The 26,425-nt window shown below is 73.2% G+C and carries 25 protein-coding genes; 19 read left to right on the plus strand and 6 right to left on the minus strand.

What is annotated here, in order from left to right; genetic code table 11:
- Nucleotides 1-11: 11 nt before the first annotated feature.
- Together ACIRQY_RS01145 and ACIRQY_RS01150 are read left to right on the plus strand one after the other, a co-directional pair.
- Nucleotides 12-1,649, plus strand: a complete 1,638-nt coding sequence (locus ACIRQY_RS01145; protein ID WP_403921354.1) for an ABC-F family ATP-binding cassette domain-containing protein — start codon at nt 12-14, stop codon at nt 1,647-1,649.
- A 151-nt stretch (nt 1,650-1,800) separates the two neighbouring features.
- Nucleotides 1,801-2,208 carry a hypothetical protein gene (locus tag ACIRQY_RS01150; protein ID WP_403921357.1) on the plus strand — a complete coding sequence of 136 codons (408 nt, stop codon included), beginning with the start codon at nt 1,801-1,803 and terminating at the stop codon, nt 2,206-2,208.
- Nucleotides 2,209-2,434: 226 nt separating this feature from the next.
- Here the strand turns inward: ACIRQY_RS01150 and ACIRQY_RS01155 are convergent, their stop codons facing one another.
- On the minus strand, nt 2,435-4,918 hold the full coding sequence (locus ACIRQY_RS01155; RefSeq protein ID WP_351779973.1) for a Tex family protein: 2,484 nt from the start codon (nt 4,916-4,918) through the stop codon (nt 2,435-2,437).
- A 116-nt stretch (nt 4,919-5,034) separates the two neighbouring features.
- Entirely contained in the window at nt 5,035-5,901 is an 867-nt protein-coding gene (locus tag ACIRQY_RS01160; protein WP_403921359.1) for a hypothetical protein, read from the minus strand.
- A 140-nt stretch (nt 5,902-6,041) separates the two neighbouring features.
- On the opposite strand from ACIRQY_RS01160, the gene ACIRQY_RS01165 reads away from it, so the two are divergent.
- Together ACIRQY_RS01165 and ACIRQY_RS01170 are read left to right on the plus strand one after the other, a co-directional pair.
- Nucleotides 6,042-7,013 carry a GlxA family transcriptional regulator gene (locus ACIRQY_RS01165; RefSeq protein WP_403921362.1) on the plus strand — a complete coding sequence of 324 codons (972 nt, stop codon included), beginning with the start codon at nt 6,042-6,044 and terminating at the stop codon, nt 7,011-7,013.
- A 351-nt stretch (nt 7,014-7,364) separates the two neighbouring features.
- Nucleotides 7,365-8,009, plus strand: coding sequence for a DJ-1/PfpI family protein (locus ACIRQY_RS01170; RefSeq protein WP_403921365.1), 645 nt, complete (start codon nt 7,365-7,367; stop codon nt 8,007-8,009).
- Nucleotides 8,010-8,022: 13 nt separating this feature from the next.
- Here the strand turns inward: ACIRQY_RS01170 and ACIRQY_RS01175 are convergent, their stop codons facing one another.
- Nucleotides 8,023-8,766 carry an enoyl-CoA hydratase/isomerase family protein gene (locus ACIRQY_RS01175; RefSeq protein ID WP_351779961.1) on the minus strand — a complete coding sequence of 248 codons (744 nt, stop codon included), beginning with the start codon at nt 8,764-8,766 and terminating at the stop codon, nt 8,023-8,025.
- 66 nt (nt 8,767-8,832) lie between these two features.
- On the opposite strand from ACIRQY_RS01175, the gene ACIRQY_RS01180 reads away from it, so the two are divergent.
- Both ACIRQY_RS01180 and ACIRQY_RS01185 read left to right on the plus strand, forming a co-directional pair.
- Entirely contained in the window at nt 8,833-9,537 is a 705-nt protein-coding gene (locus tag ACIRQY_RS01180) for an HdeD family acid-resistance protein (RefSeq protein ID WP_403921367.1), read from the plus strand.
- Nucleotides 9,538-9,667: 130 nt separating this feature from the next.
- Complete coding sequence (locus ACIRQY_RS01185; protein WP_403922260.1) at nt 9,668-10,189, plus strand: ATP-binding protein; 522 nt, start codon at nt 9,668-9,670, stop codon at nt 10,187-10,189.
- On the opposite strand, the gene idi is transcribed toward ACIRQY_RS01185, so the two are convergent.
- From idi to ACIRQY_RS01200, 3 genes are all read right to left on the minus strand, one after another.
- Entirely contained in the window at nt 10,155-10,775 is a 621-nt protein-coding gene (idi, locus tag ACIRQY_RS01190) for an isopentenyl-diphosphate Delta-isomerase (RefSeq protein WP_351779955.1), read from the minus strand. The two genes, ACIRQY_RS01185 and idi, sit on opposite strands and share 35 nt — an antisense overlap.
- A gap of 152 nt (nt 10,776-10,927) precedes the next feature.
- Complete coding sequence (locus ACIRQY_RS01195) at nt 10,928-12,172, minus strand: GNAT family N-acetyltransferase (protein ID WP_403921370.1); 1,245 nt, start codon at nt 12,170-12,172, stop codon at nt 10,928-10,930.
- 238 nt (nt 12,173-12,410) lie between these two features.
- Nucleotides 12,411-13,352 carry a cation diffusion facilitator family transporter gene (locus ACIRQY_RS01200; protein ID WP_351779949.1) on the minus strand — a complete coding sequence of 314 codons (942 nt, stop codon included), beginning with the start codon at nt 13,350-13,352 and terminating at the stop codon, nt 12,411-12,413.
- A gap of 416 nt (nt 13,353-13,768) precedes the next feature.
- Between ACIRQY_RS01200 and ACIRQY_RS01205 the strand changes: the two genes are divergently transcribed.
- The 13 genes from ACIRQY_RS01205 (at nt 13,769) to ACIRQY_RS01265 (ending at nt 26,328) form a co-directional block, all read left to right on the plus strand.
- Nucleotides 13,769-15,559 (plus strand): DUF5941 domain-containing protein, encoded by a 1,791-nt coding sequence (locus ACIRQY_RS01205; protein ID WP_403922262.1) that lies wholly within the window; start codon nt 13,769-13,771, stop codon nt 15,557-15,559.
- On the plus strand, nt 15,556-16,293 hold the full coding sequence (locus tag ACIRQY_RS01210) for a phosphocholine cytidylyltransferase family protein (RefSeq protein WP_351779946.1): 738 nt from the start codon (nt 15,556-15,558) through the stop codon (nt 16,291-16,293). Before ACIRQY_RS01205 ends, ACIRQY_RS01210 begins: the two co-directional genes overlap by 4 nt.
- Nucleotides 16,281-17,342 carry an iron-containing alcohol dehydrogenase family protein gene (locus tag ACIRQY_RS01215; RefSeq protein ID WP_403921373.1) on the plus strand — a complete coding sequence of 354 codons (1,062 nt, stop codon included), beginning with the start codon at nt 16,281-16,283 and terminating at the stop codon, nt 17,340-17,342. The genes ACIRQY_RS01210 and ACIRQY_RS01215 overlap by 13 nt, the downstream gene beginning before the upstream one ends.
- Nucleotides 17,320-18,099 carry a CDP-alcohol phosphatidyltransferase family protein gene (locus ACIRQY_RS01220; RefSeq protein ID WP_351779941.1) on the plus strand — a complete coding sequence of 260 codons (780 nt, stop codon included), beginning with the start codon at nt 17,320-17,322 and terminating at the stop codon, nt 18,097-18,099. Before ACIRQY_RS01215 ends, ACIRQY_RS01220 begins: the two co-directional genes overlap by 23 nt.
- 8 nt (nt 18,100-18,107) lie before the next feature.
- Entirely contained in the window at nt 18,108-18,992 is an 885-nt protein-coding gene (locus ACIRQY_RS01225; RefSeq protein ID WP_351779938.1) for a glycosyltransferase, read from the plus strand.
- 49 nt (nt 18,993-19,041) lie between these two features.
- Nucleotides 19,042-19,971, plus strand: a complete 930-nt coding sequence (locus ACIRQY_RS01230) for an ABC transporter permease (protein WP_351779935.1) — start codon at nt 19,042-19,044, stop codon at nt 19,969-19,971.
- A complete protein-coding gene (locus ACIRQY_RS01235) occupies nt 19,964-20,749 on the plus strand; it encodes an ABC transporter ATP-binding protein (protein ID WP_403921377.1) in 786 nt (261 codons plus the stop codon). Before ACIRQY_RS01230 ends, ACIRQY_RS01235 begins: the two co-directional genes overlap by 8 nt.
- A 113-nt stretch (nt 20,750-20,862) precedes the next feature.
- Nucleotides 20,863-21,531, plus strand: a complete 669-nt coding sequence (locus ACIRQY_RS01240) for a TetR/AcrR family transcriptional regulator (RefSeq protein ID WP_403921380.1) — start codon at nt 20,863-20,865, stop codon at nt 21,529-21,531.
- Nucleotides 21,532-21,844: 313 nt separating this feature from the next.
- A complete protein-coding gene (gene hpnC, locus ACIRQY_RS01245; RefSeq protein WP_403921383.1) occupies nt 21,845-22,756 on the plus strand; it encodes a squalene synthase HpnC in 912 nt (303 codons plus the stop codon).
- Nucleotides 22,753-23,703: a presqualene diphosphate synthase HpnD gene (gene hpnD / locus ACIRQY_RS01250; RefSeq protein WP_403921385.1), complete on the plus strand. Its 951-nt coding sequence runs from the start codon at nt 22,753-22,755 to the stop codon at nt 23,701-23,703. The genes hpnC and hpnD overlap by 4 nt, the downstream gene beginning before the upstream one ends.
- Nucleotides 23,703-23,834, plus strand: coding sequence for a hypothetical protein (locus tag ACIRQY_RS01255; protein ID WP_403921388.1), 132 nt, complete (start codon nt 23,703-23,705; stop codon nt 23,832-23,834). The genes hpnD and ACIRQY_RS01255 overlap by 1 nt, the downstream gene beginning before the upstream one ends.
- Entirely contained in the window at nt 23,831-25,231 is a 1,401-nt protein-coding gene (gene hpnE / locus ACIRQY_RS01260; RefSeq protein ID WP_403921390.1) for a hydroxysqualene dehydroxylase HpnE, read from the plus strand. Before ACIRQY_RS01255 ends, hpnE begins: the two co-directional genes overlap by 4 nt.
- Nucleotides 25,228-26,328, plus strand: a complete 1,101-nt coding sequence (locus ACIRQY_RS01265; protein WP_403921392.1) for a polyprenyl synthetase family protein — start codon at nt 25,228-25,230, stop codon at nt 26,326-26,328. Before hpnE ends, ACIRQY_RS01265 begins: the two co-directional genes overlap by 4 nt.
- The last annotated feature ends 97 nt before the right edge of the window (nt 26,329-26,425 follow it).

Below are 26,425 nucleotides of genomic sequence, written 5' to 3' on the forward strand. Positions count from 1 at the left end.
TTCGTACCCTGATGACTGCAACCCTCGTCGCCAAGGACCTCGCCGCCGGCCACGGCGAACGCACCCTCTTCGCCCAGCTCGACCTGGTCGTCGCCCCCGGCGACGTCATCGGCCTCGTCGGCGTCAACGGCGCCGGCAAGTCGACGCTGCTGCGCCTGCTGGCCGGGACCGACACGCCGGAGGAGGGCGAGGTGCGGCTCTCCCCGCCCACCGCCGCCGTCGGCCACCTCCCGCAGGAGCCCGAGCGGCGCGCGGGCGAGACCGTCCGCGAGTTCCTCGCCCGGCGCACCGGTGTCGCCGACGCCCAGACCGCGATGGACGAGGCCACCCAGGGCCTGGTCGACGGCACGCCCGGCTCCGACGACGCCTACGCCACGACCCTGGAACGCTGGCTGAACCTCGGCGGCGCCGACCTCGACGAACGCGCCGAGGAGGTCGCGGCCTCCCTCGGCCTCACCGTCGGGCTCGACCAGCCCATGACCTCCCTCTCCGGCGGCCAGGCGGCCCGCGCGGGCCTCGCCTCCCTGCTGCTCTCCCGCTACGACGTCTTCCTGCTCGACGAGCCCACCAACGACCTCGACCTGGAGGGCCTGGAGCGCCTGGAGAGCTTCGTGAAGGGGCTGCGCGCGGGCACCGTCGTGATCAGCCACGACCGCGAGTTCCTCACCCGCACCGTCACCAAGGTCCTCGAACTCGACCTCGCCCAGCAGCAGATCACCCTCTACGGCGGCGGCTACCAGGCCTATCTGGAGGAGCGGGACACCGCCAGGCGCCACGCGCGCGAGGAGTACGACGAGTACGCGGGCCGCAAGGCCGCCCTCGAAGCACGCGGGCACATGCAGCGGTCCTGGATGGACAAGGGCGTCAAGAACGCCCGCCGCAAGTCCACCGACGGCGACAAGCTCGGCCGCAACGCGCGCAGCGAGGCCAGTGAGAAGCAGGCGGCGAAGGCCCGCCAGACCCAGCGCATGATCGAACGCCTCGACGTCGTCGACGAGCCCCGCAAGGAGTGGGAGCTGCGGATGGAGATCGCCCCCGCGCCGCGCTCCGGCTCGGTCGTCGCGACCCTCCGCGGGGCCGAGGTGCGCCGGGGCGACTTCGCCTTCGGCCCGGTGACCCTCCAGATCGACTGGGCCGACCGGGTCGCGGTCACCGGCGCCAACGGCGCGGGGAAGTCCACCCTGCTCGCCGCCCTCCTCGGGCGTCTGCCGCTGGACTCCGGCGACGCGGTCCTCGGCTCGGGTGTCGTCGTCGGCGAGGTCGACCAGGCCCGCAAGCTGTTCCACGGCACCGAGACGCTCCTGGAGGCGTTCTGCGCGGCCGTGCCCGACACGGAGCCCGCCGAGGTCCGCACCCTGCTCGCCAAGTTCGGTCTGAAGGCCGTCCACGTGCTGCGGCCCGCCACCACCCTGTCCCCGGGCGAGCGGACCCGGGCCGCCCTCGCCCTGCTGCAGGGCCGGGGCGTGAACCTGCTGGTCCTCGACGAGCCGACCAACCACCTGGACCTGGTGGCCATCGAGCAGCTGGAGTCCGCGCTCGACTCGTACACCGGCACGCTGCTGCTGGTCACCCACGACCGGCGGATGCTCGACGCGGTCCGCACCACCCGCCGGATCGAGGTCGCCGACGGCAAGGTGACCGAGCTCTGACGGCCCGCCCGGACGGCCGGGGCCCCGCCGCCCCGCACGGCCGCGGACCGGGCCGTGAACTGTACCCGTACGGCCCTCCACGGGCCGGGAACGCCGGGCCGGACGGCCCGGCACCCCCCTGTCCCGTGGACGGCGCACCTCTGGAGGCACCATGACCGACGACGGCATCATCACCCGGCTCCTCGCGATGCTGGACGACCTCGACGCGGACGTCGACGCCACGATCGACCTCGCCGACGAGATCACGGCGACGGGCGACCCGGCACTGCTCCCGCGGCTGACGGCCGAACTGGGGAAGGCGGTCGAGGAGCGCAACGGGTACGCCCGTGAGCTGCTCGGCGGGGTCGTCGCGGGCCTCGGCGGCGCCGAGACGCTGCCCGTCCTGGTGCGGGCCTCGGCGGTGGACCTCGGCGACGACCAGGACGGTCTGGCCGCCGAGATCGTCGATCTCGTCCAGGCCGACCCGCAGCGGGCCGGAAGCCTCCTCCGGCCGCTGAAGGAGGACGACGACCTCGCCGTCGCGCACCGCGCCGACTGGGCCCTGCGCTTCCTGCCGTAGCGCGAGGGGCTGCCACGGCGCACCCGACGGGTGCCGTTCGTACGGGTCCCGGACCGTGGTGCCCGTGCGAGCCTGGCGCGCGGGCGCTCGTACGGGCGGACCGTGGCGCTCGTACGGCGCCGGGCCGTGGCGCCCTCGCGTGCGCCCGGACCGTGTGTTCCCGCGTACCGGAGAGTGACACCCCCGCCCCCTCCCGGGGGAGGACGGCGTCACTCTCCGGGCAACTTCAGCGGCGCTTGCCGCCGCCCTCGTCCAGCAGGCCCGCCTTGCGCAGGGCGTCCGCCATGGCGCCGTTCGCGGGCGCGGGCGAGCCGGAGCGCTCCCGGCCTCCCTGACCGCCCTGAGCACCCCGGCCACCTTGACCGCCTTGAGTGCCCCGGCCGCCCTGACCGCTCTGGCCGCCGCGCTCGGAGCGGCGGCCACCGCCACCGCCCCCACCACCGCCCTGCCGCTGCTGCGGCGGACGGCCGGAACGGTCGCCCTGTCCCTGACCGCCCCGCTCCCGCCGCGACCCGCCCTCGGGAGCCTCGGCGCCCACCTGGTCGTCCAGCCGCAGCGTCAGCGAGATCCGCTTGCGCGGGACGTCCACGTCGAGCACCTTGACCTTGACCACGTCACCGGGCTTGACCACGTCACGCGGATCCTTGACGAAGGTCTTCGACATCGCCGAGACGTGCACCAGACCGTCCTGGTGCACCCCGATGTCCACGAACGCCCCGAAGGCGGCGGCGTTGGTGACGACCCCCTCCAGGACCATGCCCGGCTCCAGGTCCCCGATCTTCTCGACGCCGTCCTTGAAGGTGGCGGTGCGGAACGCCGGACGCGGGTCGCGGCCCGGCTTCTCCAGCTCGCGCAGGATGTCCGAGACCGTCGGCAGACCGAAGGTCTCGTCGACGAAGTCACCGGCCCGCAGCGAGCGCAGCCGGGACGTGTCACCGATGAGCGCGGCGACCTCGCCGCCCGCCGCCTTCACCATCCGGCGCACCACCGGGTACGCCTCCGGGTGCACCGAGGAGCCGTCCAGCGGGTCGTCACCGCCCCGGATGCGCAGGAAGCCCGCGCACTGCTCGTACGCCTTCGGGCCGAGCCTGGCCACGTCCTTGAGCGCCCGGCGGGAACGGAACGGACCGTTGGCGTCCCGGTGCGCCACGATGTTCTCGGCGAGGCCGGAGCTGATGCCCGAGACCCGGCAGAGCAGGGGCGCGGAGGCCGTGTTGACGTCCACGCCGACCCCGTTCACACAGTCCTCGACGACCGCGTCGAGGGAGCGCGAGAGCTTCACCTCGGCCAGGTCGTGCTGGTACTGGCCGACGCCGATGGACTTCGGGTCGATCTTCACCAGCTCGGCCAGCGGGTCCTGGAGCCGCCGCGCGATGGAGACGGCACCGCGCAACGACACGTCCATGCCCGGGAGTTCCTGCGAGGCGAAGGCGGACGCGGAGTAGACCGAGGCGCCCGCCTCCGAGACCATCACCTTGGTCAGGTTCAGCTCGGGGTGCTTCGCCAGGAGTTCGGCCGCCAGTCTGTCGGTCTCGCGGGAGGCCGTGCCGTTGCCGATGGCGACCAGCTCGACCGCGTGCTCCTTCGCGAGCCGCGCCAGCCGTTCCAGGGCCTGGTCCCACTTGTTGGCGGGCACGTGCGGATGGATCGTGTCCGTGGCCACGACCTTGCCGGTCGCGTCGACCACGGCCACCTTCACACCGGTACGGAAACCGGGGTCGAGGCCCAGCGTCGCCCGGGTGCCCGCCGGTGCGGCGAGCAGCAGGTCGCGCAGGTTCGCCGCGAAGACCCGTACCGCCTCGTCCTCGGCGGCCGTCCGCAGCCGCAGCCGCAGGTCGATCCCCAGATGGACCTGGATACGGGTCCGCCAGGCCCAACGGACCGTGTCCTGAAGCCACTTGTCGCCGGGGCGCCCTCGGTCGGCGACGCCGAAACGCCCCGCGACGATCCCCTCGTACGAGGAGGGCCCCGGGGTCTCCGAGGGCTCCTCCGGCTCCAGTTCGAGGCTGAGGACGTCCTCCTTCTCGCCGCGCAGCATGGCGAGCACCCGGTGCGAGGGCAGCGCGGTGAACGGCTCCGCGACGTCGAAGTAGTCGGCGAACTTGGCGCCCGCCTCCTCCTGGCCCGCGCGGACCTTCGCCACCAGCCGGCCCCGGCCCCACATGCGCTCGCGCAGCTCCCCGATGAGGTCGGCGTCCTCGGAAAACTTCTCGGCGAGGATCGCCCGCGCGCCCTCCAGGGCGGCCGGGGCGTCCGCGACGCCCTTGTCCGCGTCGACGAAGGCCGCCGCCGCCGCGGCGGGCTCCGCCGACGGGTCGGCGAGCAGCCCCTCGGCCAGCGGGGTGAGCCCCGCCTCACGGGCGATCTGCGCCTTCGTCCGCCGCTTGGGCTTGAACGGCAGATAGATGTCCTCCAGGCGCGCCTTGGTGTCGGCGGCCCGGATCGCGGCCTCCAGCGGCTCGGTCAGCCTGCCCTGCTCGCGCACCGAGTCCAGGACCGCCGACCTGCGGTCCTCCAGTTCGCGCAGATAGCGCAGCCGCTCCTCCAGGGTGCGCAGCTGCGTGTCGTCGAGCGTCTCGGTCGCTTCCTTGCGGTAACGCGCGATGAACGGCACGGTCGAACCGCCGTCGAGCAGCTCGACGGCTGCCTTCACCTGTCGCTCGCGTACGCCGAGCTCCTCGGCGATCCTTGCTTCGATGGACGTCGTCACGGTGTCCCGACTCGCCTTCTCGTGCCTCAAGCTTGCGAGTGCATTGTGCCGGGTCGCTCACCCGTATGCGGTAACCGGCCCGTCCCGCGCGCGTCCCCGGCCGCTCCCCGCCCGGCTCAGCCCTTGCCGATGAGGTCCGGCGGGAAGGCCCCGGCACCGGCCGCCGTGACGAGGAAACCGCGCCCCAGCTCGGTCAGCCGCTCGACCCCGGCGGCGCCCAGGTGCTCGTAGGGGGCGGAGTCCAGGCGGTCCGTGTGGTCCTCCAGGTCGGCGCGCAGCGCCGTCCCGGACTCCGTCAGCTCTCCGTCGGCGTCGAGCAGCCCGCGCCCGCGCAGCCGCTCCGCCGCCGCGTCCCAGTCGGCCCGCCGCCAGCCCCGGGAGCCGAGGAACCAGCGCGGGGTCATGCCCTTGCCGGTGGCGGTGTGGGAGACGAGCGCCTCGACGGGGTCGAGCCCGGCGAAGAGCAGGGCCGCGAGATGTCCGTCGCCCCGGTGCTCGCGCAGCAGACCCGCGGCGTGCCAGTAGACGAGGTGCGGTTCCCCGGGCACCGGCAGGTCCGCGTGGGCCGAGTACAGCGGCCGGGCGTGCCGGGTGCAGGCCTCGGTGGCGCGCAGGGCGAGCCGCGCGGCCTCGGCCATCTCCGGGGAGGCGACGGTCTCCTCGCCGAGCAGGCGGCGCAGGGTGGTGTCGGCGGCCCGCAGCCGCGCGGCCAGCACCTCGGCGGGGGAGGCGGTCTCCCAGACGGCGGGGAGGTGCCGGGCGAGCAGCTCGTGGCTGTAGTTGTAGAAGGTGGCGGCCACGGTACCGGCGCCCACCGCGCCGAGCGCGGCGCTGCGCAGGGCGAGCCGGGCCGCGCTCTGGTCGGTGATGCCGAGGGCCGCGAACTCGCGGTCCAGGTCGGGTGAGAAGAAGAGCGAGGAGTGCAGCGGGTTGAGGGCGTTGTGGCAGCGTCGTCCCGCGCGCGGCGGCAGTCCGGTCGTCATGCCCCCGCACATTACCGACTGGTTGGTACGCCGTGAACCGTCCGGGCGGGACACCGTGTCCGCCGGAGGCGCGGGCGATGGCCGAAAAGGTGGGGCCGGCGTCATTGCGGTCGCCCGCGCCCGGCTCCGAGGATGGGGTCATGACGCAGCGACCCGTCCTCGTCGTCCTCTTCGAGGGCGTCCAGAGCCTCGACGTCACCGGCCCCTGCGAGGTGTTCGCCGGTGCCGGCCGGGCCACCGGCGACCCCTCCGCGTACCCCCTGCGCACCGCCTCCCTGGACGGCGGACCGGTCCGCACCCAGAGCGGTCTGCGCCTGCTGCCCGACACCACCCTCGCCGAGGCCGTCGCCGACGGGCCCCCGCACACCCTCGTGGTCCCCGGAGGCGAGGGCACCCGCACCCCCGAACCGGCGCTCGTCGACTGGCTGCGGGACCACGCCCCGGACGCCGGGCGGCTCGTCTCGGTCTGCACCGGGGCGCTGCTCCTCGCCGGGGCGGGACTCCTCGACGGACACCGGGTGACCACCCACTGGTACGCCTGCGAGCAGCTCGCCCGGGAGTACCCCCGGGTCGAGGTGGACCCCGACCCGATCTTCGTACGGGACGGGCGGCTCTCCACCTCCGCCGGGGTCACGGCCGGAATCGACCTGGCGCTGGCCCTCGTCGAGGAGGACCTCGGCCGGGACGTGGCCCTCGCGGTCGCCCGCCACCTGGTCGTCTTTCTGCGCCGCCCCGGCAACCAGGCCCAGTTCAGCGTCCAGTTGGCAGCCCAGACCGCCCACCGGGAGCCGCTGCGGGACCTCCAGCAGTGGATCACCGAGCACCCGGGCGGCGATCTGTCGGTGGAGCGGCTCGCGGCCCGCGCCCGGCTGTCACCCCGGCACTTCGCGCGCGCCTTCCGGGCGGAGACCGGTACGAGCCCGGGCCGTTACGTCGACCGGGTCCGTCTCGAACACGCCCGGCGGCTCCTGGAGGAGACCACGCGCGGGGTCGAGGAGGTGGCCCGCTCCTCCGGCTACGGCACCCCCGAGGCGATGCGCCGCGCCTTCACCAAGGCCCTGGGCACCGCTCCGGCCGACTACCGCCGCCGCTTCCACGCCCCACTCGCCTGAGCCCGCCGCGCCCATGCCCGGCCGACCCGGCCCGACCGTACTGACCGGCCGATCGCTCCGGCGGCCCGGCCCGGCCCGGCCCGCCGTCCGGCCGCACCGGCCCACCCCACCGTCCGGCCCACCGGCCCAAGCGCCACCACCGACCCTCCCGCGACCGGCCCCACCAGGCCGGGCAGCCGGGGGGCACACCGACACCCCCGCGGCCGCCCCGTCGGCAGGACGGCCGTGGGGGCACCGTACGCACCGCGACCGTTCCCCGGGCCCCGGCCGACCCGGCTCCGGCCCGTTCGGCCCGACCCGTCCGTCCCAGCCGACCCGTCCGTTCCACCCGATCCGTCCGAAGGGACTCCCATGCAGATCGCTATCCTGCTCTACCCCGGCTTCACCGCGCTCGACGCCGTCGGCCCGTACGAGATGCTCGCCCGGCTGCCCGGAACCGAGACCGTCTTCGTGGCCAAGGAGGCCGGACCCGTCCGGGGCGACCAGGCCAGCCTCGCCCTGGTCGCGGACCGGACGCTCGCCCAGGTCCCGCGCCCGGACATCGTCCTCGTCCCCGGTGGCCCCGAGACCCGGGAGGTCATGGACGACCCGGAGGTCCGGGCGTGGCTGCGGACCGCCGACGAGACCAGCACCTGGACCACCTCGGTCTGCACCGGCTCCCTGGTCCTCGCCGCCGCGGGTCTCCTCACCGGCCGCCGGGCCACCACCCACTGGCTGGCGTACGAGGAGCTGAGGGCGCTGGGCGTCGAGCCCACCGGGGAGCGGGTCGTCTTCGACGGCAAGTACGTCACCGCCGCGGGCGTCTCCTCCGGCATCGACATGGGGCTGCACCTGGTCGGCCGGATCGCCGGAGACGAGACCGCGCAGACCGTCCAGCTCCTCACCGAGTACGACCCGCAGCCCCCGTACGACGCGGGTTCGCCGGAGAAGGCACCGGCCGGGATCGTCGCCCGGTGGCGGGCCGAGCAGGCGGCGGGCACGGCGGTGGAGGGCTGACCCCAGGGGCCGCTCAGCGCCCGTAGGTGAAGCGGGGCGCGCGGCGCTCAAGGAAGGCGGCGACCCCCTCGGCGGTGTCGCCGCTGCCGTGCGCCCGCTCCTCCCAGTGGGCCTCCCGGTCCGGGCGGCCGTCGATGAACTCCTTGGCCGCCGCCTGGGTCAGCAGCGAGCGGGAGGCCAGCACGCGGGCGAACCCGGTCACCCGCCCGTCGAGTTCGCCCACCGGGTGCAGCTCGTCCACGAACCCGGTGCGCAGGGCCCGCTCCCCGTCGATCAACTCGCCGGAGAACAGCAGGAACTTGGCGGTCGAAGGGCCCACCAGGGCGGCCAGCCTGCGGGTGGAGGAGGCCGGGTAGACGATGCCGAGCTTCGCCGGGGTGATCCCGAAGCGGGCGCCCTCCTCGGCGAAGCGCAGGTCGCAGGCGGCCGCGAGCTGACTGCCGCCGCCGACGCAGAAGCCCCGGACGGCGGCGAGGGTCGGCCGGGGGAAGGCGGCGAGGGCCTCCTCGGCGCGCACGGCGAGGAGGCGCTGCTCGTCGCCGGGCTCACGGAGCCCCGCGATGTCGGCCCCGGCGCAGAAGGTGTCGCCCTCGCCGGTGAGGACGAGGACCCGGACCGAGGGGTCCCCGGCGAGCCGTTCCAGCACACCGGGGAACGCGCGCCACATGTCCGGGGTCATCGCGTTGCGCTTGGCGGGGTGGGAGATGACGACGGTGGCGACGCCGTCCGTGACGCTGTCCCTCAGCTGCGGCTCCATGGGCCGGATGCTATCCGCCGGACCCGAACGTACGATCAGGAAGGGGCCGTCCCGAGGAGGCACCGCATGGCCGAGGACGCCCAGGAGAGGTCCGGGGAGCGCGACCCCGTCCAGGAGATGGCCCGGGAGGGCAAGCGGCTCCACCGTGACTTCGGCTGGCTCGCCGCACTCGGCGTCCTGCTGGTGATCGGCGGTGCCGTCGGTCTGGTCTACACGGGCGTCGCCACCCTCACCTCGATGCTGCTCTTCGGCTGGCTGCTCCTGATCGGCGGTGTGGTGGGCCTGCTCCAGGCGGTCCAGTCACGGGGCACCAGCTACTTCTGGCTCGCCGCGGTGGTGGCCGCCCTGAACATCGCGGCCGGTGTCGTGGTGATCAAGCATCCGGAGGGCTCGGCGGAGGCGCTGACGATGTTCGCCGCGCTGCTGTTCCTGACCGGCGGGCTCTTCCGCCTGGTGGGGAGCGTGGTGGTGCGGGGGCCGCAGTTCGGCTGGACCCTGCTCCAGGGCGCGTTCGGGCTGCTCCTGGGCCTCCTCGTGCTGTTCGACTGGCCGTCCAGCAGCCGGTACGTCCTGGGGTTCTTCTTCTCGCTCGCGCTGCTCTTCGACGGCCTCGGCCTGATCGCGATCGGGGTGGGCGGGCGGAGGATCGTGAGCATGGTGACACCGGCTCACGACCCGGGCCGCGACCCGGCTTCGGACCCGTCGAGGGACCCGGCTGAGGGCGCTCCACCCGAGGTGACAGAAAGCGCACCCGATCAGTCGAAGAACTGACACGGGCCTACGTACTCGATCAGAAGGCAGCCGATAAGTATCGACTTCTGGTCAGTAGGCCGGTCCGACTCCGTGTATTGCCAAGACTCGATCCGTGGCGAGAATCGAGCACGAGGGTGGAAACCGGACCGTGGAGAACCACGGGGGCGTCCCCGCCCGGCAACCGTCCTACGAAGGAGTCTGGCGCTTCACCGCTGCCGCGGTCGACGTCTCCGTCCCCCAGGCCCGGCACGCCGTGCGCGACCTGTTGGTCCGCCAGGGCGTACCGGTCCACGAGGAGATCACGGACGGCCTGCTGCTGATCGTCTCCGAGCTGGTCACCAACGCCGTACGGCACGCGGCGCTGCTCTCCCCGCAGATAGCGGTGGAGGTGGCCGTCGGCCCCGAGTGGATCCGGGTGTCCGTCGAGGACAACCACCCGTACCGCCCCAAGGCCCTGGAGGCGGACTACGGGCAGACCGGGGGCCGCGGTCTGCTGCTGGTCCGGGAGATCGCGGCGGAGGCCGGCGGCACGTGCGACGTCGAGCACACCGCGACCGGCGGGAAGATCATCTGGGCGGCGCTGCCCCTGGCTCCGATGGCACCGGGGCCGGGGGCGGCGCTCGGGCTTCCGGCGGTCACCAGCCCCCGGACGGACCCGTCAGCTCCCTGACGGCCGGACGGGCCGCGTCGAGCACCGTCATGAACCAGGCGGAGAACGGTGCCTCGGCGTGCCGCTCGGCCAGTTCCCCGGGGGTGACGAAGGCGGTGTCCTCGATCTCCTCCGGGTCGGGGACCGGAGCGGCCTGCACGAGGCCGACGAAGAGGTGGTTGAACTCCTGCTCCACCAGGCCCGAGGCGGGGTCCGGGTGGTTGTAGCGGACGGTGCCCGCCTCCGCGAGCAGCGTCGGGGAGACGCCGAGCTCCTCGAAGGTGCGCCGGGCGGCCGCGGCGAACGGCGCCTCACCCGGGTAGGGGTGGCCGCAGCAGGTGTTCGACCACACACCGGGGGAGTGGTACTTGCCGAGCGCCCGGCGCTGGAGCAGCAGCCGCCCCGACTCGTCGAAGAGGAAGACGGAGAAGGCGCGGTGGAGCTGTCCGGGCGCCTGGTGGGCGGCGAGCTTCTCGGCGGTGCCGATGGTCGTCCCGTCCTCGTCGACCAGTTCGAGCATGATCGGCGCCGGGGCTCCGGACGGCTGGACACCGTTCGACGTGATCTCCGGCGAGATCTGTGCCGCGGTGGCTGGTGTGGTCGGCATACCCATCCTTCGCTTCGGTCCTCCGCCCCGGTGGGGCCTGCTCAGTCTGCCGTACAAAAGCGGCTTGTCCGTACTTCGACGGCCGGACGTGGCCGCTCCTGTCGCACGGGGCCGACCCCGGTGCGACAGGAGCGGGAGGCTCCGAGGGGTCCCTACACCCCGAAAGCCGCCGGATAAGCGATCGTCCCGGACGGAACGGGCATCGAATCGTCGAGGACCAGCGCCATCATCGCCTCGTCCGGCACCTCGAAACCTGGCCGGATTGCATACTCGGACGCACGTACGAACCCGAACCGCGGGTAGTACTCCGGATGGCCCAGTACGAGCACCAGCCGCTCCCCGCGCAGCCTGGCCGCGTCGAGCACCGCCCGTACGACGGCCTGTCCGGCCCCCGTCCGCTGGTGCCCGGGAGCCACCGAGACCGGTGCGAGCGCCGCCGCGGGGGCGTCGCCCACCCGGCAGCGGGTGATCAGGGCGTGCGCGGCGACCGAACCGTCCGGGGCCTCGGCCACGTAGGAGAGGTCCGGCAGCCAGGCGTCGGGGTCCCGGCGGAGCGCGTCGACCAGATCGGCCTCGTCCGTCGAGCCGAAGGCCGCCGCGGTGATCTCCCGCACCTCCCCGGCCTCGCCGTCCCGCTCGGGGCGGACCGGCCAGCGCGGGTCCACCGGCCGCAGGACGAAGCCCGCGTACCCGTACGAGCTGCCGTGCTCGCGGCGCAGGGCGATCTCGGCGCGAGCGCCCGCCACCGCCTCCGCCATGCCGGGGACCGCGGTGTCGGCGGCGTCGGCGCGTGCGGCGAGCGGCCCGTAGTACGCCTCCCAGTCGCTCTCCGGCTGGGTGAAGGAGCCGAGGACGTGCCAGCCCGCCCCGATCGCCGCCGCCGCGTTCCCGGCGACGGTACGGAGCGGGTACACCTCCGACCAGAAGGCGCGGGCCGCCGGGTCGGGATCGGGAGTGGTCCAGACGCACTCGGTCAGGACGAGCGTGCCCCCGGGGGCCAGCAGCCGCCGCCACGCGGCGAGCGCCCGGTCGAAGCCGAGGACGTAGGCCGAACTCTCGGCCCAGACGACGTCGAAGGAGCCGTCGGGGAACGGCAGGGCGCCCATGTCGGCGCGGACGGTACGGATCGAGCCGCCGAGACCCCGGGCGGCGGCGGTCTCCCGCAGCTCGGCGAGGAACGGCTCGTGGAGGTCCACGGCGGTCACCTCGGCCCCCGCGGAGGCCAGGAGCAGCGCGCCGCTGCCGGGGCCGCAGCCCAGGTCGAGGACGCGCGGACGCTCGGGGAGCGGCCCGGCGAGCGAGAGCAGCCGCCGGGTGGTGGAGTCGGAGCCGGGGCCCTGCCGGGGAAGACCGTGGTGCAGGGCGAAGAAGGCGTGGTGCTGGGCGTTGTCGGACAACGTGGAGAACCCTTGGTGTGAGGGTCCCGGCCGACGACGAGACGTACCGGTGGAACCGGAGTCAGGTCAGCCGGAGACCCGGAGGAAGAGGAAGGACCGGGTGCTGCCGCTCGGGGCAGCCTCCATCGCGACGGTCATCAACCTCAGCTCCTCTCTCACACGTACCGGACATCCAGGCTAACAGGCGGCGGCACCGGCGCCGGGCCCGTGAGCCCGCCGCCGGTGCCGCCGCCCGTGGTCACAGGCAGAGCTTCCCCTCGTGCTCCGCGTGCCCGGCCGGCTCCAGCTGGAAGGTGCAGTGCTCCACGTCGAAGTGGGAGCCCAGGCAGCCCTGGAGCGAGTGCAGCATCTTCTCGTGCCCCACCGCGTCCAGCGCCCCCTGGTCCACGACCACGTGCGCCGACAGCACCGGCATTCCCGAGGTGATCGTCCAGGCGTGCAGGTCGTGCACGTCCTCGACGCCCGGCAGGGCCAGGATGTGGGCCCGCACCTCCGCCATGTCGACACCCTTGGGCGCCGCCTCCAGGAGCACGTCCAGCGTCTCCCGCAGCAGCTTGACCGTCCTCGGCACGATCATCAGGCCGATCACGATCGAGGCGATCGGGTCCGCGTACTGCCAGCCCGTCAGCAGGATGACCGAGGCCGCGACGATCACGGTGACCGAACCCAGGGCGTCCGCGAGGACCTCCAGGTACGCCCCGCGCACGTTCAGGCTCTCCTTCTGCCCCCGCATCAGCAGCGACAGCGAGATCACGTTCGCGACCAGACCGACCAGCGCGAACGCGATGGCGAGCCCGCCCTTGGTCTCCGCGGGCTCCATGAACCGCTGGATCGCCTCGTACAGCACGTAGCCGCCCACGCCCAGGAGCAGCAGACAGTTGGCCAGCGCCGCCAGGATCTCGGCCCGCGCGAAGCCGAAGGTGCGGTTCCCCGACGGCGGCCGGTTGGCGAAGTGGATGGCGAGCAGCGCCATCCCGAGGCCGACCGCGTCGGTCGCCATGTGGGCCGCGTCCGCGATCAGCGCGAGCGAGTCGGCGAGCACTCCGCCGATGATCTCGACCACCATCACGGACAGTGTGATGCCCAGCGCGATCCGCAGCCGGTTCCGGTAGGCGAGGCCCGCCGTCCCGGTGGGCGCCGGGCCGCCGTGACTGTGCCCGTGGTCGTGTCCAGCCCCCATCGCATGGCCTCCAGATCATGTGGTCCACAAGTGCTCCGATGCGCAAGTGAACTACGGGTGGGGGGTATGCGCAACACGGTACTGAACACCGTTGTCATATGCTCTGACCTGCGACGATGTATTCAGGACGGGGAGTGGCGGGAAGGCGTTGTGCGGGGGTCGGACCCCGCCCCGGGACCGGGGTTTGTGAGCCGGGCCGCCGATCACCGATGATGATCTACGCAGGACGCGGCGCACCCGTACGCACACGGGTGGGCCCGGGGGCGTCCTGCCCGCGAAGCCTCGGTGAACTCACGCTTCTGTTCATCCGATAGCCTCAGCCGACGTGTCGCCGCCCGGTGCCGGGCCGCACCGCCGTGTCCGGGGCCGCCATGGGTTCCGCCGGCCCCTCCGTCAGCTCCAAGGAGTGAGTTCGTCTGTCGACCGCCATCCTCACCGGCCCCCCGGCACCCGGCTCCTCGCTCGACGGAGACCTGCGGTCGCTCGGCTTCGACGTCAGGGCCGCCTCCGGCGCCGACGAGGCCGCCGCGCTGCTGGCCACCGTCCCCGCGGGTGAACGGGTCGCCCTCGTCGACGCCCGGTTCGTCGGCCACCGCCACGCGCTGCGCCTCGCCCTCACCGACCCCCGGTTCCCCGCCGCCGCCGCACCCGGCGCGCTCACCGCGCAGCCCGGGGCCCGCCCCGCGCTCACCCGCGCCCTGAGCACCGCGACCGCCCACGGCTCCGACGACCTCACCGGCACCCTCGCCGACGCCCTCGACGCCGACGGCGTCGCCGTGCACCGGCCCCAGCTCGGCACCCTGGTCGCCGCCGTCCCCACCGACGCCGAGGCCCGCCACCGGGCCCGTACCGCCGTGGACGCCGTCGACGAGGAGGCCGTCCGCCTGCGCTCCGCCGTCAAGGCCCACGACGGCTTCTTCACCACCTTCTTCATCAGCCCGTACTCCCGGCACATCGCCCGCTGGTGCGCCCGCCGCGGACTGACCCCCAACCAGGTCACCACCGCCTCACTGCTCACCGCCCTGGTCGCGGCGGGCTGCGCCGCGACCGGCGACCGCGCCGGATACGTGGCGGCGGGCGTCCTCCTCCTCGTCTCCTTCGTCCTCGACTGCGCCGACGGGCAGCTCGCCCGCTACGCCCTCAAGTACTCGACGATGGGCGCCTGGCTCGACGCGACCTTCGACCGGGCCAAGGAGTACGCCTTCTACGCGGGCCTCGCCCTCGGCGCCGCCCGGAACGGCGACGACGTCTGGGCCCTGGCGCTGGGCGCGATGGTCCTCATGACCTGCCGGCACGTCGTGGACTTCTCGTTCAACGAGGCCAACCACGACGCCACCGCCAACACCAGCCCCACCGCCGCCCTCTCCGACCGGCTCGACGGCCTCGGCTGGACCGTCTGGGCCCGCCGCATGATCATCCTGCCGATCGGTGAGCGCTGGGCGATGATCGCCGTCCTCACCGCCGTCACCAGCCCCCGGATCGTCTTCTGGGCGCTGATCGTCGGCTGCGCCTTCGGCGCCTGCTACACCACGGCGGGCCGGGTCCTGCGCTCCCTGACCCGCAAGGCGAAGCGCACCGACCGCGCCGCCCAGGCGCTGGCCGACCTCGCGGACTCCGGTCCGCTCGCCGGGATCGCGGGCCGCGCCCTGCGCCGTACCGGCATCCTGGTGCTCCCGCCGCTGGTCCTCGCGCTGATCGCCACGGGCGCCCTGCTCGCCGCGGTCCTCGCCGGCCCGTTCGGCGCCACCCAGACGGTCGTCGCCGCGGTCTTCTACGTGGTGTTCGCCGGCGCGGCCGTCGCCCGCCCCCTCAAGGGCGCCCTCGACTGGCTGCTCCCGCCGCTCTTCCGCGCCGCCGAGTACACCACCGTCCTCGTCCTCGCGGCCCGCTCCGACTCCCCGGGCGCCCTCCCCGCGGCGTTCGGGCTGGTCGCGGCGGTCGCCTACCATCACTACGACACGGTGTACCGCATCCGCGGCGGCACCGGCGCGCCGCCCGCCTGGCTGGTGCGCGTCACCGGCGGACACGAGGGGCGCACGCTCCTGGTGACCGTCCTCGCCGCCCTGCTGGCGGATCGCGGTGACGACTTCACCCTGGCCCTGACCGCCCTGGCGGTGGCCGTCGCGCTCGTGGTGCTCGTGGAGTCCATCCGTTTCTGGGTCTCCTCCGGAGCACCCGCCGTTCACGACGAAGGAGAAACAGCATGATCGGCCTCGTACTCGCAGCCGGTGCCGGACGGCGACTGCGTCCCTACACCGACACGCTCCCGAAGGCCCTCGTGCCTGTCGACGGCGACACCACGATCCTCGACCTCACCCTGAAGAACTTCGCCGAGATCGGCCTCACCGAGGTCGCGATCGTCGTCGGCTACCGCAAGGAGGCCGTCTACGCCCGCAAGGAGGCGCTGGAGGCGCGGTACGGCCTCAGCATCACCCTGGTCGACAACGACAAGGCCGAGGAGTGGAACAACGCCTACTCCCTGTGGTGCGCCCGTGAGGTCCTCAAGCGCGGTGTGATCCTCGCCAACGGCGACACCGTCCACCCCGTCTCCGTCGAGAAGACCCTGCTCGCCGCCCGCGGCGACGGCAAGAAGATCATCCTCGCCCTCGACACGGTGAAGCACCTCGCCGACGAGGAGATGAAGGTCATCACCGCCGAGGGCAAGGGCGTCCAGCGCATCACCAAGCTGATGGACCCGGCGACCGCCACCGGCGAGTACATCGGTGTCACCCTGATCGAGGCCGAGGCCGCCGAGGCACTGGCCGACGCCCTCAAGGCCACCTTCGAGCGCGACCCCGACCTGTACTACGAGGACGGCTACCAGGAGCTCGTCGACCGGGGCTTCACCGTGGACGTCGAGCCCATCGGCGACGTCAAGTGGGTCGAGATCGACAACCACGACGACCTCACGAAGGGCCGGGGGATCGCGTGCCAGTACTGACCCGGCTGATCCCCTCGCCGGTCGTCGTCGACATCCGCAGGGGAGCGCTGGACGACCTGTCCGCGCTCCTCGCGGACCAGCGGATCTCCAGCAACGGCAAGATCGCCGTCGCCATCAGCGGCGGCTCGGGCCTCAAGCTGCGCGACCACTTCGCCCCCGAGCTGCCCGGCGCCGACTGGTACCCGGTCTCCGGCGGCACCATCGACGAGGCCGTCAAGCTCGCCGACGCCATGCGCGGCAAGCGGTACGACGCCGTGGTCGCCCTCGGCGGCGGCAAGATCATCGACGTGACCAAGTACGCGGCGGCCCGGGTCGGGCTGCCGCTGGTGGCCATCGCCACCAACCTGTCGCACGACGGGATCTGCTCCCCGATCTCCACCCTGGACAACGACAACGGCCGGGGCTCCTACGGCGTACCCACCCCGATCGCCCTCGTCATCGACCTGGACGTGATCAGGGAGGCCCCGGTGCGCTACGTGCGCTCCGGCATCGGCGACGCGATCTCCAACATCTCCGCCCTCGCCGACTGGGAGCTGTCCCACCGGGTGAACGGGGAGCCCGTCGACGGCCTCGCGGCGGCCATGGCCCGCAGCGCGGGCGAGGCAGTGCTCCGCCACCCCGGCGGCGTCGGCGACGACGACTTCCTCGTCACCCTCTCCGAGGGCCTCGTGATGTCCGGCATCGCCATGTCGATCAGCGGGGACAGCCGTCCCTCCTCGGGCGCCTGCCACGAGATCAGCCACGCCTTCGACCTGCTCTTCCCGACCCGCGCCGCCAGCCACGGCGAGCAGTGCGGACTCGGCGCGGCCTTCGCCATGCACCTGCGCGGCGCCCAGGAGGGCACCGCGCGGATAGTGGAGACCCTGCGCAGGCACGGCCTGCCCGTCGTGCCGCAGGAGATGGGCTTCACCGTGGACGAATTCGTCCAGGCGGTGTCCTTCGCCCCGCAGACCAGGCCGGGCCGCTTCACCATCCTCGAACACCTCGACCTGTCCGACGACCAGATCAGGGACGCGTACGCCGACTATGCCAAAGCCATCCGTAGCTGAGCTCCGCCCGGTCGTCCACCCGCCGGGTGTGAAGGACCGCCGCAGCGGAGAGCACTGGGGCGGCCGCCTGTACATGCGGGAGATCTCGCTCCGGATCACCCGCCGGCTCGTCGGCACCAGGATCACGCCGAACCAGCTGACGTACGTGATGACCCTCGCGGGCGTCCTCGCGGCCCCCGCACTGCTGGTGCCGGGCATCCCCGGAGCGCTGCTCGGCGCGCTCATGGTCCAGCTCTACCTGCTGCTCGACTGCGTCGACGGCGAGGTGGCCCGCTGGAAGAAGCAGTTCTCGCTCAGCGGCGTGTACCTGGACCGGGTCGGCGCCTATCTGTGCGACGCGGCCGTGCTCGTGGGCTTCGGCCTGCGCGCCGCCGACCTGTGGGGCTCGGGCCGGATCGACTGGCTGTGGGCCTTCCTGGGCACGCTCGCCGCGCTCGGCGCCATCCTGATCAAGGCCGAGACCGACCTCGTCGGCGTGGCCCGGCACCAGGGCGGTCTGCCGCCGGTCAAGGAGTCGGCCTCCGAGCCGCGCTCCTCCGGCATGGCGCTGGCCCGCCGGGCCGCCGGTGCGCTGAAGTTCCACCGGCTGGTCCTCGGCATCGAGGCCTCGCTGCTCATCGTGGCCCTGGCGGTCGCGGACCAGATCCGCGGCGATCTGTTCTTCACCCGGCTCGGCGTGGCCGTGCTCGCCGGGATCGCACTCCTGCAGACCGTGCTGCACCTGGTGTCCATCATGGTCTCCAGCAGGCTGAAGTGAGGCCCGCCGTGAGCAGTCCGCTGAAGGTCGGCGCCGTCGTCATCACGATGGGCAACCGCCCGGACGACCTGCGCGCGCTGATCGACTCGGTCGCCAAGCAGGAGGGCGACCCCGTCGAGATCGTCGTCGTCGGCCAGGGCACCCCGGTCACCGGGGTGCCCGACGGGGTCCGCACCGTCGACCTGCCCGAGAACGTCGGCATCCCCGCCGGCCGGAACGTCGGCATCGAGGCCTTCGGCCCCGGCGGCACCGACGTGGACGTCCTGCTCTTCCTCGACGACGACGGGCTGCTCGCGCACTCCGACACCGCCGAGCTGGTCCGGCAGGCGTTCACCGCCGACCCGCGCCTGGGCATCATCACCTTCCGGATCGCCGACCCGGTGACCGGCGAGACCCAGCGGCGGCACGTGCCGAGGCTGCGCGCCTCCGACCCGATGCGCTCCTCGCGGGTCACCACCTTCCTCGGCGGCGCCAACGCGGTCCGCACGAAGGTCTTCGCCGAAGTCGGCGGTCTGCCGGACGAGTTCTTCTACGCGCACGAGGAGACCGACCTCGCCTGGCGGGCGCTCGACGCCGACTGGATGATCGACTACCGTTCCGACATGGTGCTGTTGCACCCCACCACAGCACCTTCCCGGCACGCCTCGTACCACTTCAACGTGGCCCGCAACCGAGTCTGGCTGGCACGTCGCAATCTGCCCGCGCCCCTGGTGCCGGTGTATCTCGGCGTCTGGCTCCTGCTCACCCTGGCCCGTCGGCCCTCGGTCCCCGCCCTCAAGGCGTGGTTCGGCGGATTCCGCGCCGGCTGGAGCACTCCCTGCGGACCGCGCCGCCCCATGAGGTGGCGTACGGTGTGGCGGCTGACCCGGCTGGGCCGCCCCCCGGTCGTCTGACATCGTGGTACCGACGTGCCGCCCATCTTGAACACGAAAGTTTCGACTTGTGAGTGACACACAGCAGGGCGGGGCGGTCGCGACGAGCGCGCCCCCGTCCGTCGACGCGGGTCTGACGCCCGCCGCGCTCGCCGAGAAGTACGGTCTGGCGGTCAGCGGTGCCCGGCCCGGACTGCTCGAGTACGTCCGTGAGCTGTGGAGCCGCCGCCACTTCATCCTGGCCTTCTCCTCGGCCAAGCTCGCCGCGCAGTACAGCCAGGCGAAGCTCGGTCAGGTGTGGCAGGTGGCGACCCCGCTGCTCAACGCCCTGGTCTACTACCTGATCTTCGGGCTCATCCTGGGTGCCGGGCAAGGCATGAGCAAGGACGTGTACATCCCGTTCCTGGTCACCGGCATCTTCGTGTTCACCTTCACCCAGAGCTCGGTCATGGCCGGAGTGCGGGCCATCTCCGGGAACCTGGGCCTGGTGCGGGCCCTGCACTTCCCCCGGGCGACCCTGCCGATCTCGTTCTCCCTCCAGCAGCTCCAGCAGCTGCTGTACTCGATGATCGTGCTCGTCGCGATCGCGATCTTCTTCGGCAGCTACCCCTCGCCCCGCTGGCTGCTGCTCCTCCCCGCCCTGTTCCTGCAGTTCGTGTTCAACATCGGCCTGGCCATGATCATGGCCAGGATGGGCTCCAAGACGCCCGACCTGGCCCAGCTGATGCCGTTCGTCATGCGTACGTGGATGTACGCGTCCGGAGTGATGTTCTCGCTCCGGACGATGCTCGCCGACAAGCCGGCGTGGATCTCCGACATCCTCATGTACAACCCGGCGGCGATCTACATGGACATCGTCCGGTTCGCCCTCATCGACGGCTACGGCTCCGAGAACCTGCCCGCGCACGTCTGGCTGACCGCCCTGATCTGGGCCGTAGTCTTCGGCGTCGGCGGCTTCGTCTACTTCTGGAAGGCCGAGGAGAGGTACGGCCGTGGCTGACACGAACCGGTCCAACGTCCCCACCGTCATCTGCGACGACGTCCACATCGTCTACCGCGTCAACGCCGGTGGCGGCGGCAAGGGCAGTGCCACGGCCGCCATGAGCCGCATCATCGGCCGGGGCAAGGCCGAGGTCAGCCGGGGCGTCCGCAAGGTGCACGCGGTGCGCGGGGTCACCTTCACCGCCTACCGGGGCGAGGCCATCGGCCTCATCGGCACCAACGGCTCGGGCAAGTCCACCCTGCTGCGTGCCATCGCCGGACTGCTGCCCACCGAGAGCGGCAAGGTCTACACCGACGGCCAGCCCTCGCTCCTGGGCGTCAACGCGGCGCTGATGAACGACCTCACCGGTGAGCGCAACGTGATCCTGGGCGGTCTCGCCATGGGCATGAGCCGCGAAGAGGTGCGCTCGCGCTACGAGGGGATCGTCGACTTCTCCGGCATCAACGAGAAGGGCGACTTCATCAGCCTGCCCATGCGCACGTACTCCTCCGGCATGGGCGCCCGGCTCCGCTTCGCCATCGCGGCCGCCAAGAACCACGACGTCCTCCTCATCGACGAGGCGCTGGCGACCGGCGACCGCAAGTTCCAGATCCGCTCCGAGGAGCGCATCCGCGAGCTGCGCAAGGAGGCCGGCACGGTCTTCCTGGTGAGCCACAGCAACAAGTCCATCCGGGACACCTGCGACCGGGTGCTCTGGCTGGAGAAGGGCCAGCTCCTGATGGACGGGCCCACGGAAGAGGTCCTGAAGGCGTACGAGCGGGAGACCGCCCGCTGAGCCGCCCCCGGCCCCGTACCGCCCCCACTGTTCCGGTGGGGGCGGTTCCGTTTTTTGCCCCTCGCCCGGTCGCCTGGAATGTTCATGCGGTCAACATCGGGCAGGATGAGCCCATGGCAGCGAACTCGGGGGGCAAGACCTATCACCACGGCGATCTGCGCAATGCGCTGATCTGCGCCGCCGTGGACCTCGCCACCGAAGGCGGCCCCGAACGGGTCGTGCTGCGGGAGGCGGCCCGCCGGGTCGGCGTCTCACCCACCGCCGCCTACCGGCACTTCGACGGCAGGGGCGAGCTCCTGCACACCGTCAGGACCCACGCCCAGCGGGTCCTGGCCGAGGCCATGGAGCACGCCGCCGCCCGCGAGCCCGGCGCCGACGACCCCGCCCTCGCCGCCGAGCGCAGACTCGGGGCCCTGTGCCGGGCGTACGTCGGCTTCGCCGTGGAGCACCCCGGGCTCTACCGGGCCGCGTTCTGCGCCCCCCGGCCGACCGGCGCGGACCTGACGGCCGGGGAGTTCCGGGCACCGGGGCCCGCGCAGGACCGGCAGCCCGCCGAGCCCGAGATCCGCGCCTTCACCCTGCTCCGCGAAGCACTCGAAGCCCTCGCGGGCAACCCCAGGCCGGGCGCCCGCGCCGCCGGGGGAGCCGCCGCGTGGTCGGCCGTGCACGGACTGTCGCTCCTCCTGCTCGACGGCCCCCTGCGCCGCCTCCCCGCCCAGCGGAGGAACGCGGTGGTCGAGACCACGCTCGCCATGGTCGTCTCCGGGACCCGCACTTCCTGACCTCCGCCTCTGCCCGAACTCCCCTTGATCCAGAGCCGGTTGGCGGGGCGTTCGGGAGGGCGGCGGAGCAGCTGCCACCCCGGAACGCCGACGGACGTCGTACAACGTAAGCTGGACCGGTCTGTTTCGCGGCAAGTAGGGCGATACTCCACAGTCATCGGGCGCCGTGACGGCGGCGCTCCGCGCGGGGGTCGGCGGCGTGTCCGAAATAGGATGGATTGGATCGGCAGTGTAGAACGGGAGACGTGACGGCCATGACGCAGAATCTCCAGCTCCACGAGGGTGTCGCCGTCCCTCCGTCGGGCAGTGCCCTGTGACGGACACCCGGCAGGGGCGCCCCGACGCCTCCGCGCGCGCCACGCTCGGCAAGGCGGCGGACGAGAACTTCCCGGTGGCCCCCTTCTTCCTGCCCAGGGCCTGGCGCGACGACCTCATGGCCGTCTACGGCTTCGCCCGCCTCGTCGACGACATCGGCGACGGCGACCTCGCCCCCGGCGGCTCCGACGCCCGCCACCTCGGGCTCGACCCCGAGACGGCCCGTGACCGGCTGGCCCTCCTCGACGCCTTCGAGGAGGACCTCCACCGGGTCTTCGACGGCGTCCCCCGCCACCCCCTGCTGCGCGCCCTCCAGCCGACCGTACGGCGCTGCGGGCTGACCCCCGCGCCCTTCCTCGGCCTCGTCGCCGCCAACCGCCAGGACCAGTCGGTCAGCCGCTACGAGACGTACGACGAGCTCCTCGCGTACTGCGAGCTGTCCGCCAACCCGGTCGGCAGGCTCGTCCTCGCGATCACCGGGACGGACACCCCCGAGCGGATCCGCCGCTCCGACGAGATCTGCACCGCCCTCCAGATCGTCGAACACCTCCAGGACGTTGCCGAGGACCTCGCCGACGGCCGCGTCTACCTCCCCGCCGAGGACCTCAGGCGCTTCCACGTCACCGAGGACGACCTCGCCCGGCCCACCGCCGGAGCGTCCGTGCGCGCCCTGATCGCCTTCGAGGCGCAGCGCGCCCGCGACCTGCTCCACGCGGGCGGCCCGCTCGTCGGCAGCGTCCACGGACGGCTCCGCCTGCTCCTCGCCGGATTCACGGCGGGCGGCCACGCGGCGCTCGACGCGATCACCGACGCCGGTTACGACGTGCTGGCCGGGGCACCGAAGTCCACCAAGCCGAGCCTGATGCGCCAGGCTGGAGCGGTCCTGCTCCGGGCGCGGAAAGAGGGGTGAGCGCGACCGTGGAGGCACAGCCCCAGCCGTCCGCACCGGTACTGGCCGCCTACAGCTACTGCGAGGCCGTCACCGGACAGCAGGCGCGGAACTTCGCCTACGGGATCCGGCTGCTGCCGACCGAGAAGCGACAGGCGATGTCCGCGCTGTACGCCTTCTCCCGGCGCGTCGACGACATCGGCGACGGCCCGCTCCCGCCCGAGGTCAAGCGCGACCGCCTGGAGGCCACCCGCGCCCTCCTGGACCGCGTCCGCGCCGACAAGGTCGACGAGGACGACACCGACCCCGTCGCCGTCGCCCTCGCGGACTCCGCCCGCCGCTTCCCGATCCCGCTCGACGGACTCGACGAACTCATCGACGGCGTCCTCATGGACGTGCGCGGCGCGACCTACGAGACCTGGGACGACCTCAAGGTCTACTGCCGCTGCGTCGCCGGGGCCATCGGCAGGCTCTCCCTCGGCGTCTTCGGCACCGCGCCCGGCGCCCAGGGCGCCGACCGCGCCCCCGAGTACGCCGACACCCTGGGCCTCGCGCTCCAACTCACCAACATCCTCAGGGACGTACGCGAGGACGCGGGCAACGGACGCGTCTACCTGCCCGCCGACGACCTCGCCAAGTTCGGCTGCGGCGAAGGCTTCGGCGGCGGCACCCCGCCGCCCGGCTCCGACTTCGCGGGCCTCGTCCACTTCGAAGTGCGGCGCGCCCGCGCCCTGTTCGCCGAGGGCTACCGGCTCCTGCCCATGCTCGACCGGCGCAGCGGTGCCTGTGTCGCCGCCATGGCCGGGATCTACCGGCGCCTCCTCGACCGGATCGAGCGCGATCCCGAGGCCGTGCTGCGCGGCCGCGTCTCGCTGCCCGGCCGCGAGAAGGCGTACGTCGCGGTGCGCGGCCTCTCCGGCCTCGACACCCGGCACATCGCCCGGCGCACCGTGAGGAGGCGCGTCTGATGGCGCCGTCCTCCCCCGGCCGCCGCGCAACCGCGGGCGCCGCCCCGGCGTCCCTGCTCGCGGCGGCCCCGGCCGCCCCGGCGGCGACCGCGCCCCGCCCGCCCGAGACGACCCGAACGGAGACCGCGTGACCCACGACGCGACCGAGCGGACCGACCGGCAGCCCCGCGCCGTCGTCGTCGGCGGCGGACTCGCGGGCGTCACCGCCGCGCTCCGGCTCGCCGAGGCGGGACTCGGCGTCACCCTCCTCGAAGGCCGTCCCCGGCTCGGCGGCCTCGTCTTCTCGTTCCGGCGCGGCGACCTGTCCGTCGACAACGGCCAGCACGTCTACCTGCGCTGCTGCACCGCCTACCGCTGGTTCCTCGACCGGATCGACGGCGCCCGGCTCGCCCCGCTCCAGGACCGCCTCGACGTGCCCGTGCTCGACGTCGGCGGGCCCGCGGGCCCCCGCCTGGGCCGGATCCGCCGCGACGCCCTGCCGGTGCCGCTGCACCTCGCGCGCGGCCTCGCCGGCTACCCGCACCTCTCGCTCGCCGAGCGCGCCTCCGTGGGCCGCGCCGCGCTCGCCCTGAAGAAGCTCGACCCCGCCGACCCAGCCCTCGACGGCATCGACTTCGCCACCTGGCTCGGCCGGTACGGACAGTCCCCGCGGGCCGTCGAGGCGCTGTGGGACCTCATCGGCGTCCCCACCCTCAACGCCCCCGCGGCGGAGTCCTCCATGGGGCTGGCCGCGATGGTCTTCAAGACCGGGCTGCTCTCCGAGCCCGGCGCCGCCGACATCGGCTGGGCCCACGTCCCGCTCGGCGAACTCCACGACACCCGGGCCGCGAAGGAACTGGACGCCCTCGGGGTCCGTACCGTGCTCCGCACCAAGGCCGAGCGGATCTCCCGCACCGACGGCGGGCGTTGGACCGTGGAGGTGCCCGGCGAGACCCTGGAAGCGGACGTCGTCGTGCTGGCCGTGCCGCAGCAGGAGACCCACGGTCTGCTGCCCGAGGGCGCCCTCGACGACCCCGACCGGCTCCTCGACATCGGTACGGCACCGATCCTCAACCTGCACGTGGTGTACGGCCGCAAGGTGCTGAAGCGCCCCTTCTTCACCGCCCTCGGCTCCCCGGTGCAGTGGGTCTTCGACCGCACCGAGTCCTCCGGGCTGACCGGCGGCGGCCAGTACCTCGCCGTCTCCCAGTCGGCCGCCCAGGACGAGATCGACGAGCCCGTCGCCGCCCTGCGCGCCAAGTACCTCCCCGAGATGGAGCGGCTGCTGCCCGCCGCCCGGGGCGCGGGCGTCCGCGACTTCTTCGTCACCAGGGAGCGGACGGCGACGTTCGCCCCCGCACCGGGTGTCGGCCGGCTCCGCCCCGGTGCCCGCACCCGGGCCCGGGGGCTTTACCTGGCCGGGGCCTGGACCGCCACCGGCTGGCCCGCGACCATGGAGGGTGCGGTGCGCAGCGGTCTGAGCGCCGCGGGCGCCGCGCTCTCCACCCTCGGCCGCCGCCATGACCATCCGCTGCAGGAGGCGGCATGAGTGTGAGTACCGGAACAAGAGGAGAGACCGTGCCGACTGTGCCGCCGGGTAATCCGGCCGTCGACACCGCGGACGTGTCCGCACTGCTGGAGCGGGGGCGGACCCTGTCCACCCCCGTACTGCGGGCGGCCGTCGACCGCCTCGCGCCGCCCATGGACACCGTGGCCGCCTACCACTTCGGCTGGATCGACGCGCAGGGCAACCCGGCCGACGGCGACGGCGGCAAGGCCGTCCGCCCCGCGCTCGCCCTGCTGTCGGCCGAGGTCGCGGGCGCCGCGCCCGAGGTCGGGATCCCCGGCGCCGTCGCCGTGGAGCTCGTCCACAACTTCTCGCTGCTGCACGACGACCTGATGGACGGCGACGAGCAGCGGCGCCACCGGGACACCGTGTGGAAGGTGCACGGCCCCGCGCAGGCCATCCTCGTCGGCGACGCGCTGTTCGCGCTCGCCAACGAACTGCTCCTCGAACTCGGCACCGTCGAGGCGGGCCGGGCCACCCGCCGCCTCACCACCGCCACCCGCAAGCTCATCGACGGGCAGGCCCAGGACATCTCGTACGAGCACCGCGAGCGGGTCACCGTCGAGGAGTGCCTGGAGATGGAGGGCAACAAGACGGGCGCCCTGCTCGCCTGCGCGGTGTCCATCGGCGCCGTCCTGGGCGGCGCCGACGACCGCACCGCCGACAAGCTGGAGGAGTACGGCTACCACCTCGGCCTCGCCTTCCAGGCGGTGGACGACCTCCTCGGCATCTGGGGCGACCCGGAGGCCACCGGCAAGCAGACCTGGAGCGACCTGCGCCAGCGCAAGAAGTCCCTGCCGGTCGTCGCCGCCCTCGCGGCGGGCGGCCCGGCGTCCGAGCAGCTCGGTGAACTCCTCGCCGCGGACGCCAAGTCCACCGACTTCGACAGCTTCTCCGAGGAGGAGTTCGCCGCCCGCGCCGCCCTCATCGAGGAGGCCGGAGGACGCGAGTGGACCGCCCAGGAGGCCCGGCGGCAGCACGCCGTCGCGATCGGGGCCCTGAACGAGGTGGACATGCCGGCCACCCTGCGGTCCCAGCTCGTCGCACTCGCCGACTTCGTCGTCGTACGGAAGAGATGATCACCATCACCCTGATATGAGTTCGCGGTCGCCGGCCGGTGCCTCACGGCGCCGGCCGACGGCAGACCCGTGGAAGCAGAAGCAATCCGACTGCCGC

Source organism: Streptomyces sp. NPDC101490 (assembly GCF_044767145.1).
GTDB lineage: Bacteria > Actinomycetota > Actinomycetes > Streptomycetales > Streptomycetaceae > Streptomyces.

Coding starts and splice junctions, on each gene's coding strand:
- ACIRQY_RS01255 (WP_403921388.1), top strand. CDS start 23,703: ATGGCGCCGTCCTCCCCCGGCCGCCGCGCAACCGCGGGCGCCGCCCCG.
- ACIRQY_RS01175 (WP_351779961.1), bottom strand. CDS start 8,766: ATGGAGCCGCAGCTGAGGGACAGCGTCACGGACGGCGTCGCCACCGTC.
- idi (WP_351779955.1), bottom strand. CDS start 10,775: ATGCCGACCACACCAGCCACCGCGGCACAGATCTCGCCGGAGATCACG.
- ACIRQY_RS01170 (WP_403921365.1), top strand. CDS start 7,365: ATGCAGATCGCTATCCTGCTCTACCCCGGCTTCACCGCGCTCGACGCC.
- ACIRQY_RS01265 (WP_403921392.1), top strand. CDS start 25,228: ATGAGTGTGAGTACCGGAACAAGAGGAGAGACCGTGCCGACTGTGCCG.
- ACIRQY_RS01150 (WP_403921357.1), top strand. CDS start 1,801: ATGACCGACGACGGCATCATCACCCGGCTCCTCGCGATGCTGGACGAC.
- ACIRQY_RS01165 (WP_403921362.1), top strand. CDS start 6,042: ATGACGCAGCGACCCGTCCTCGTCGTCCTCTTCGAGGGCGTCCAGAGC.
- ACIRQY_RS01160 (WP_403921359.1), bottom strand. CDS start 5,901: ATGACGACCGGACTGCCGCCGCGCGCGGGACGACGCTGCCACAACGCC.
- ACIRQY_RS01145 (WP_403921354.1), top strand. CDS start 12: ATGACTGCAACCCTCGTCGCCAAGGACCTCGCCGCCGGCCACGGCGAA.
- ACIRQY_RS01180 (WP_403921367.1), top strand. CDS start 8,833: ATGGCCGAGGACGCCCAGGAGAGGTCCGGGGAGCGCGACCCCGTCCAG.
- ACIRQY_RS01210 (WP_351779946.1), top strand. CDS start 15,556: ATGATCGGCCTCGTACTCGCAGCCGGTGCCGGACGGCGACTGCGTCCC.
- ACIRQY_RS01240 (WP_403921380.1), top strand. CDS start 20,863: ATGGCAGCGAACTCGGGGGGCAAGACCTATCACCACGGCGATCTGCGC.
- ACIRQY_RS01220 (WP_351779941.1), top strand. CDS start 17,320: ATGCCAAAGCCATCCGTAGCTGAGCTCCGCCCGGTCGTCCACCCGCCG.
- ACIRQY_RS01200 (WP_351779949.1), bottom strand. CDS start 13,352: ATGGGGGCTGGACACGACCACGGGCACAGTCACGGCGGCCCGGCGCCC.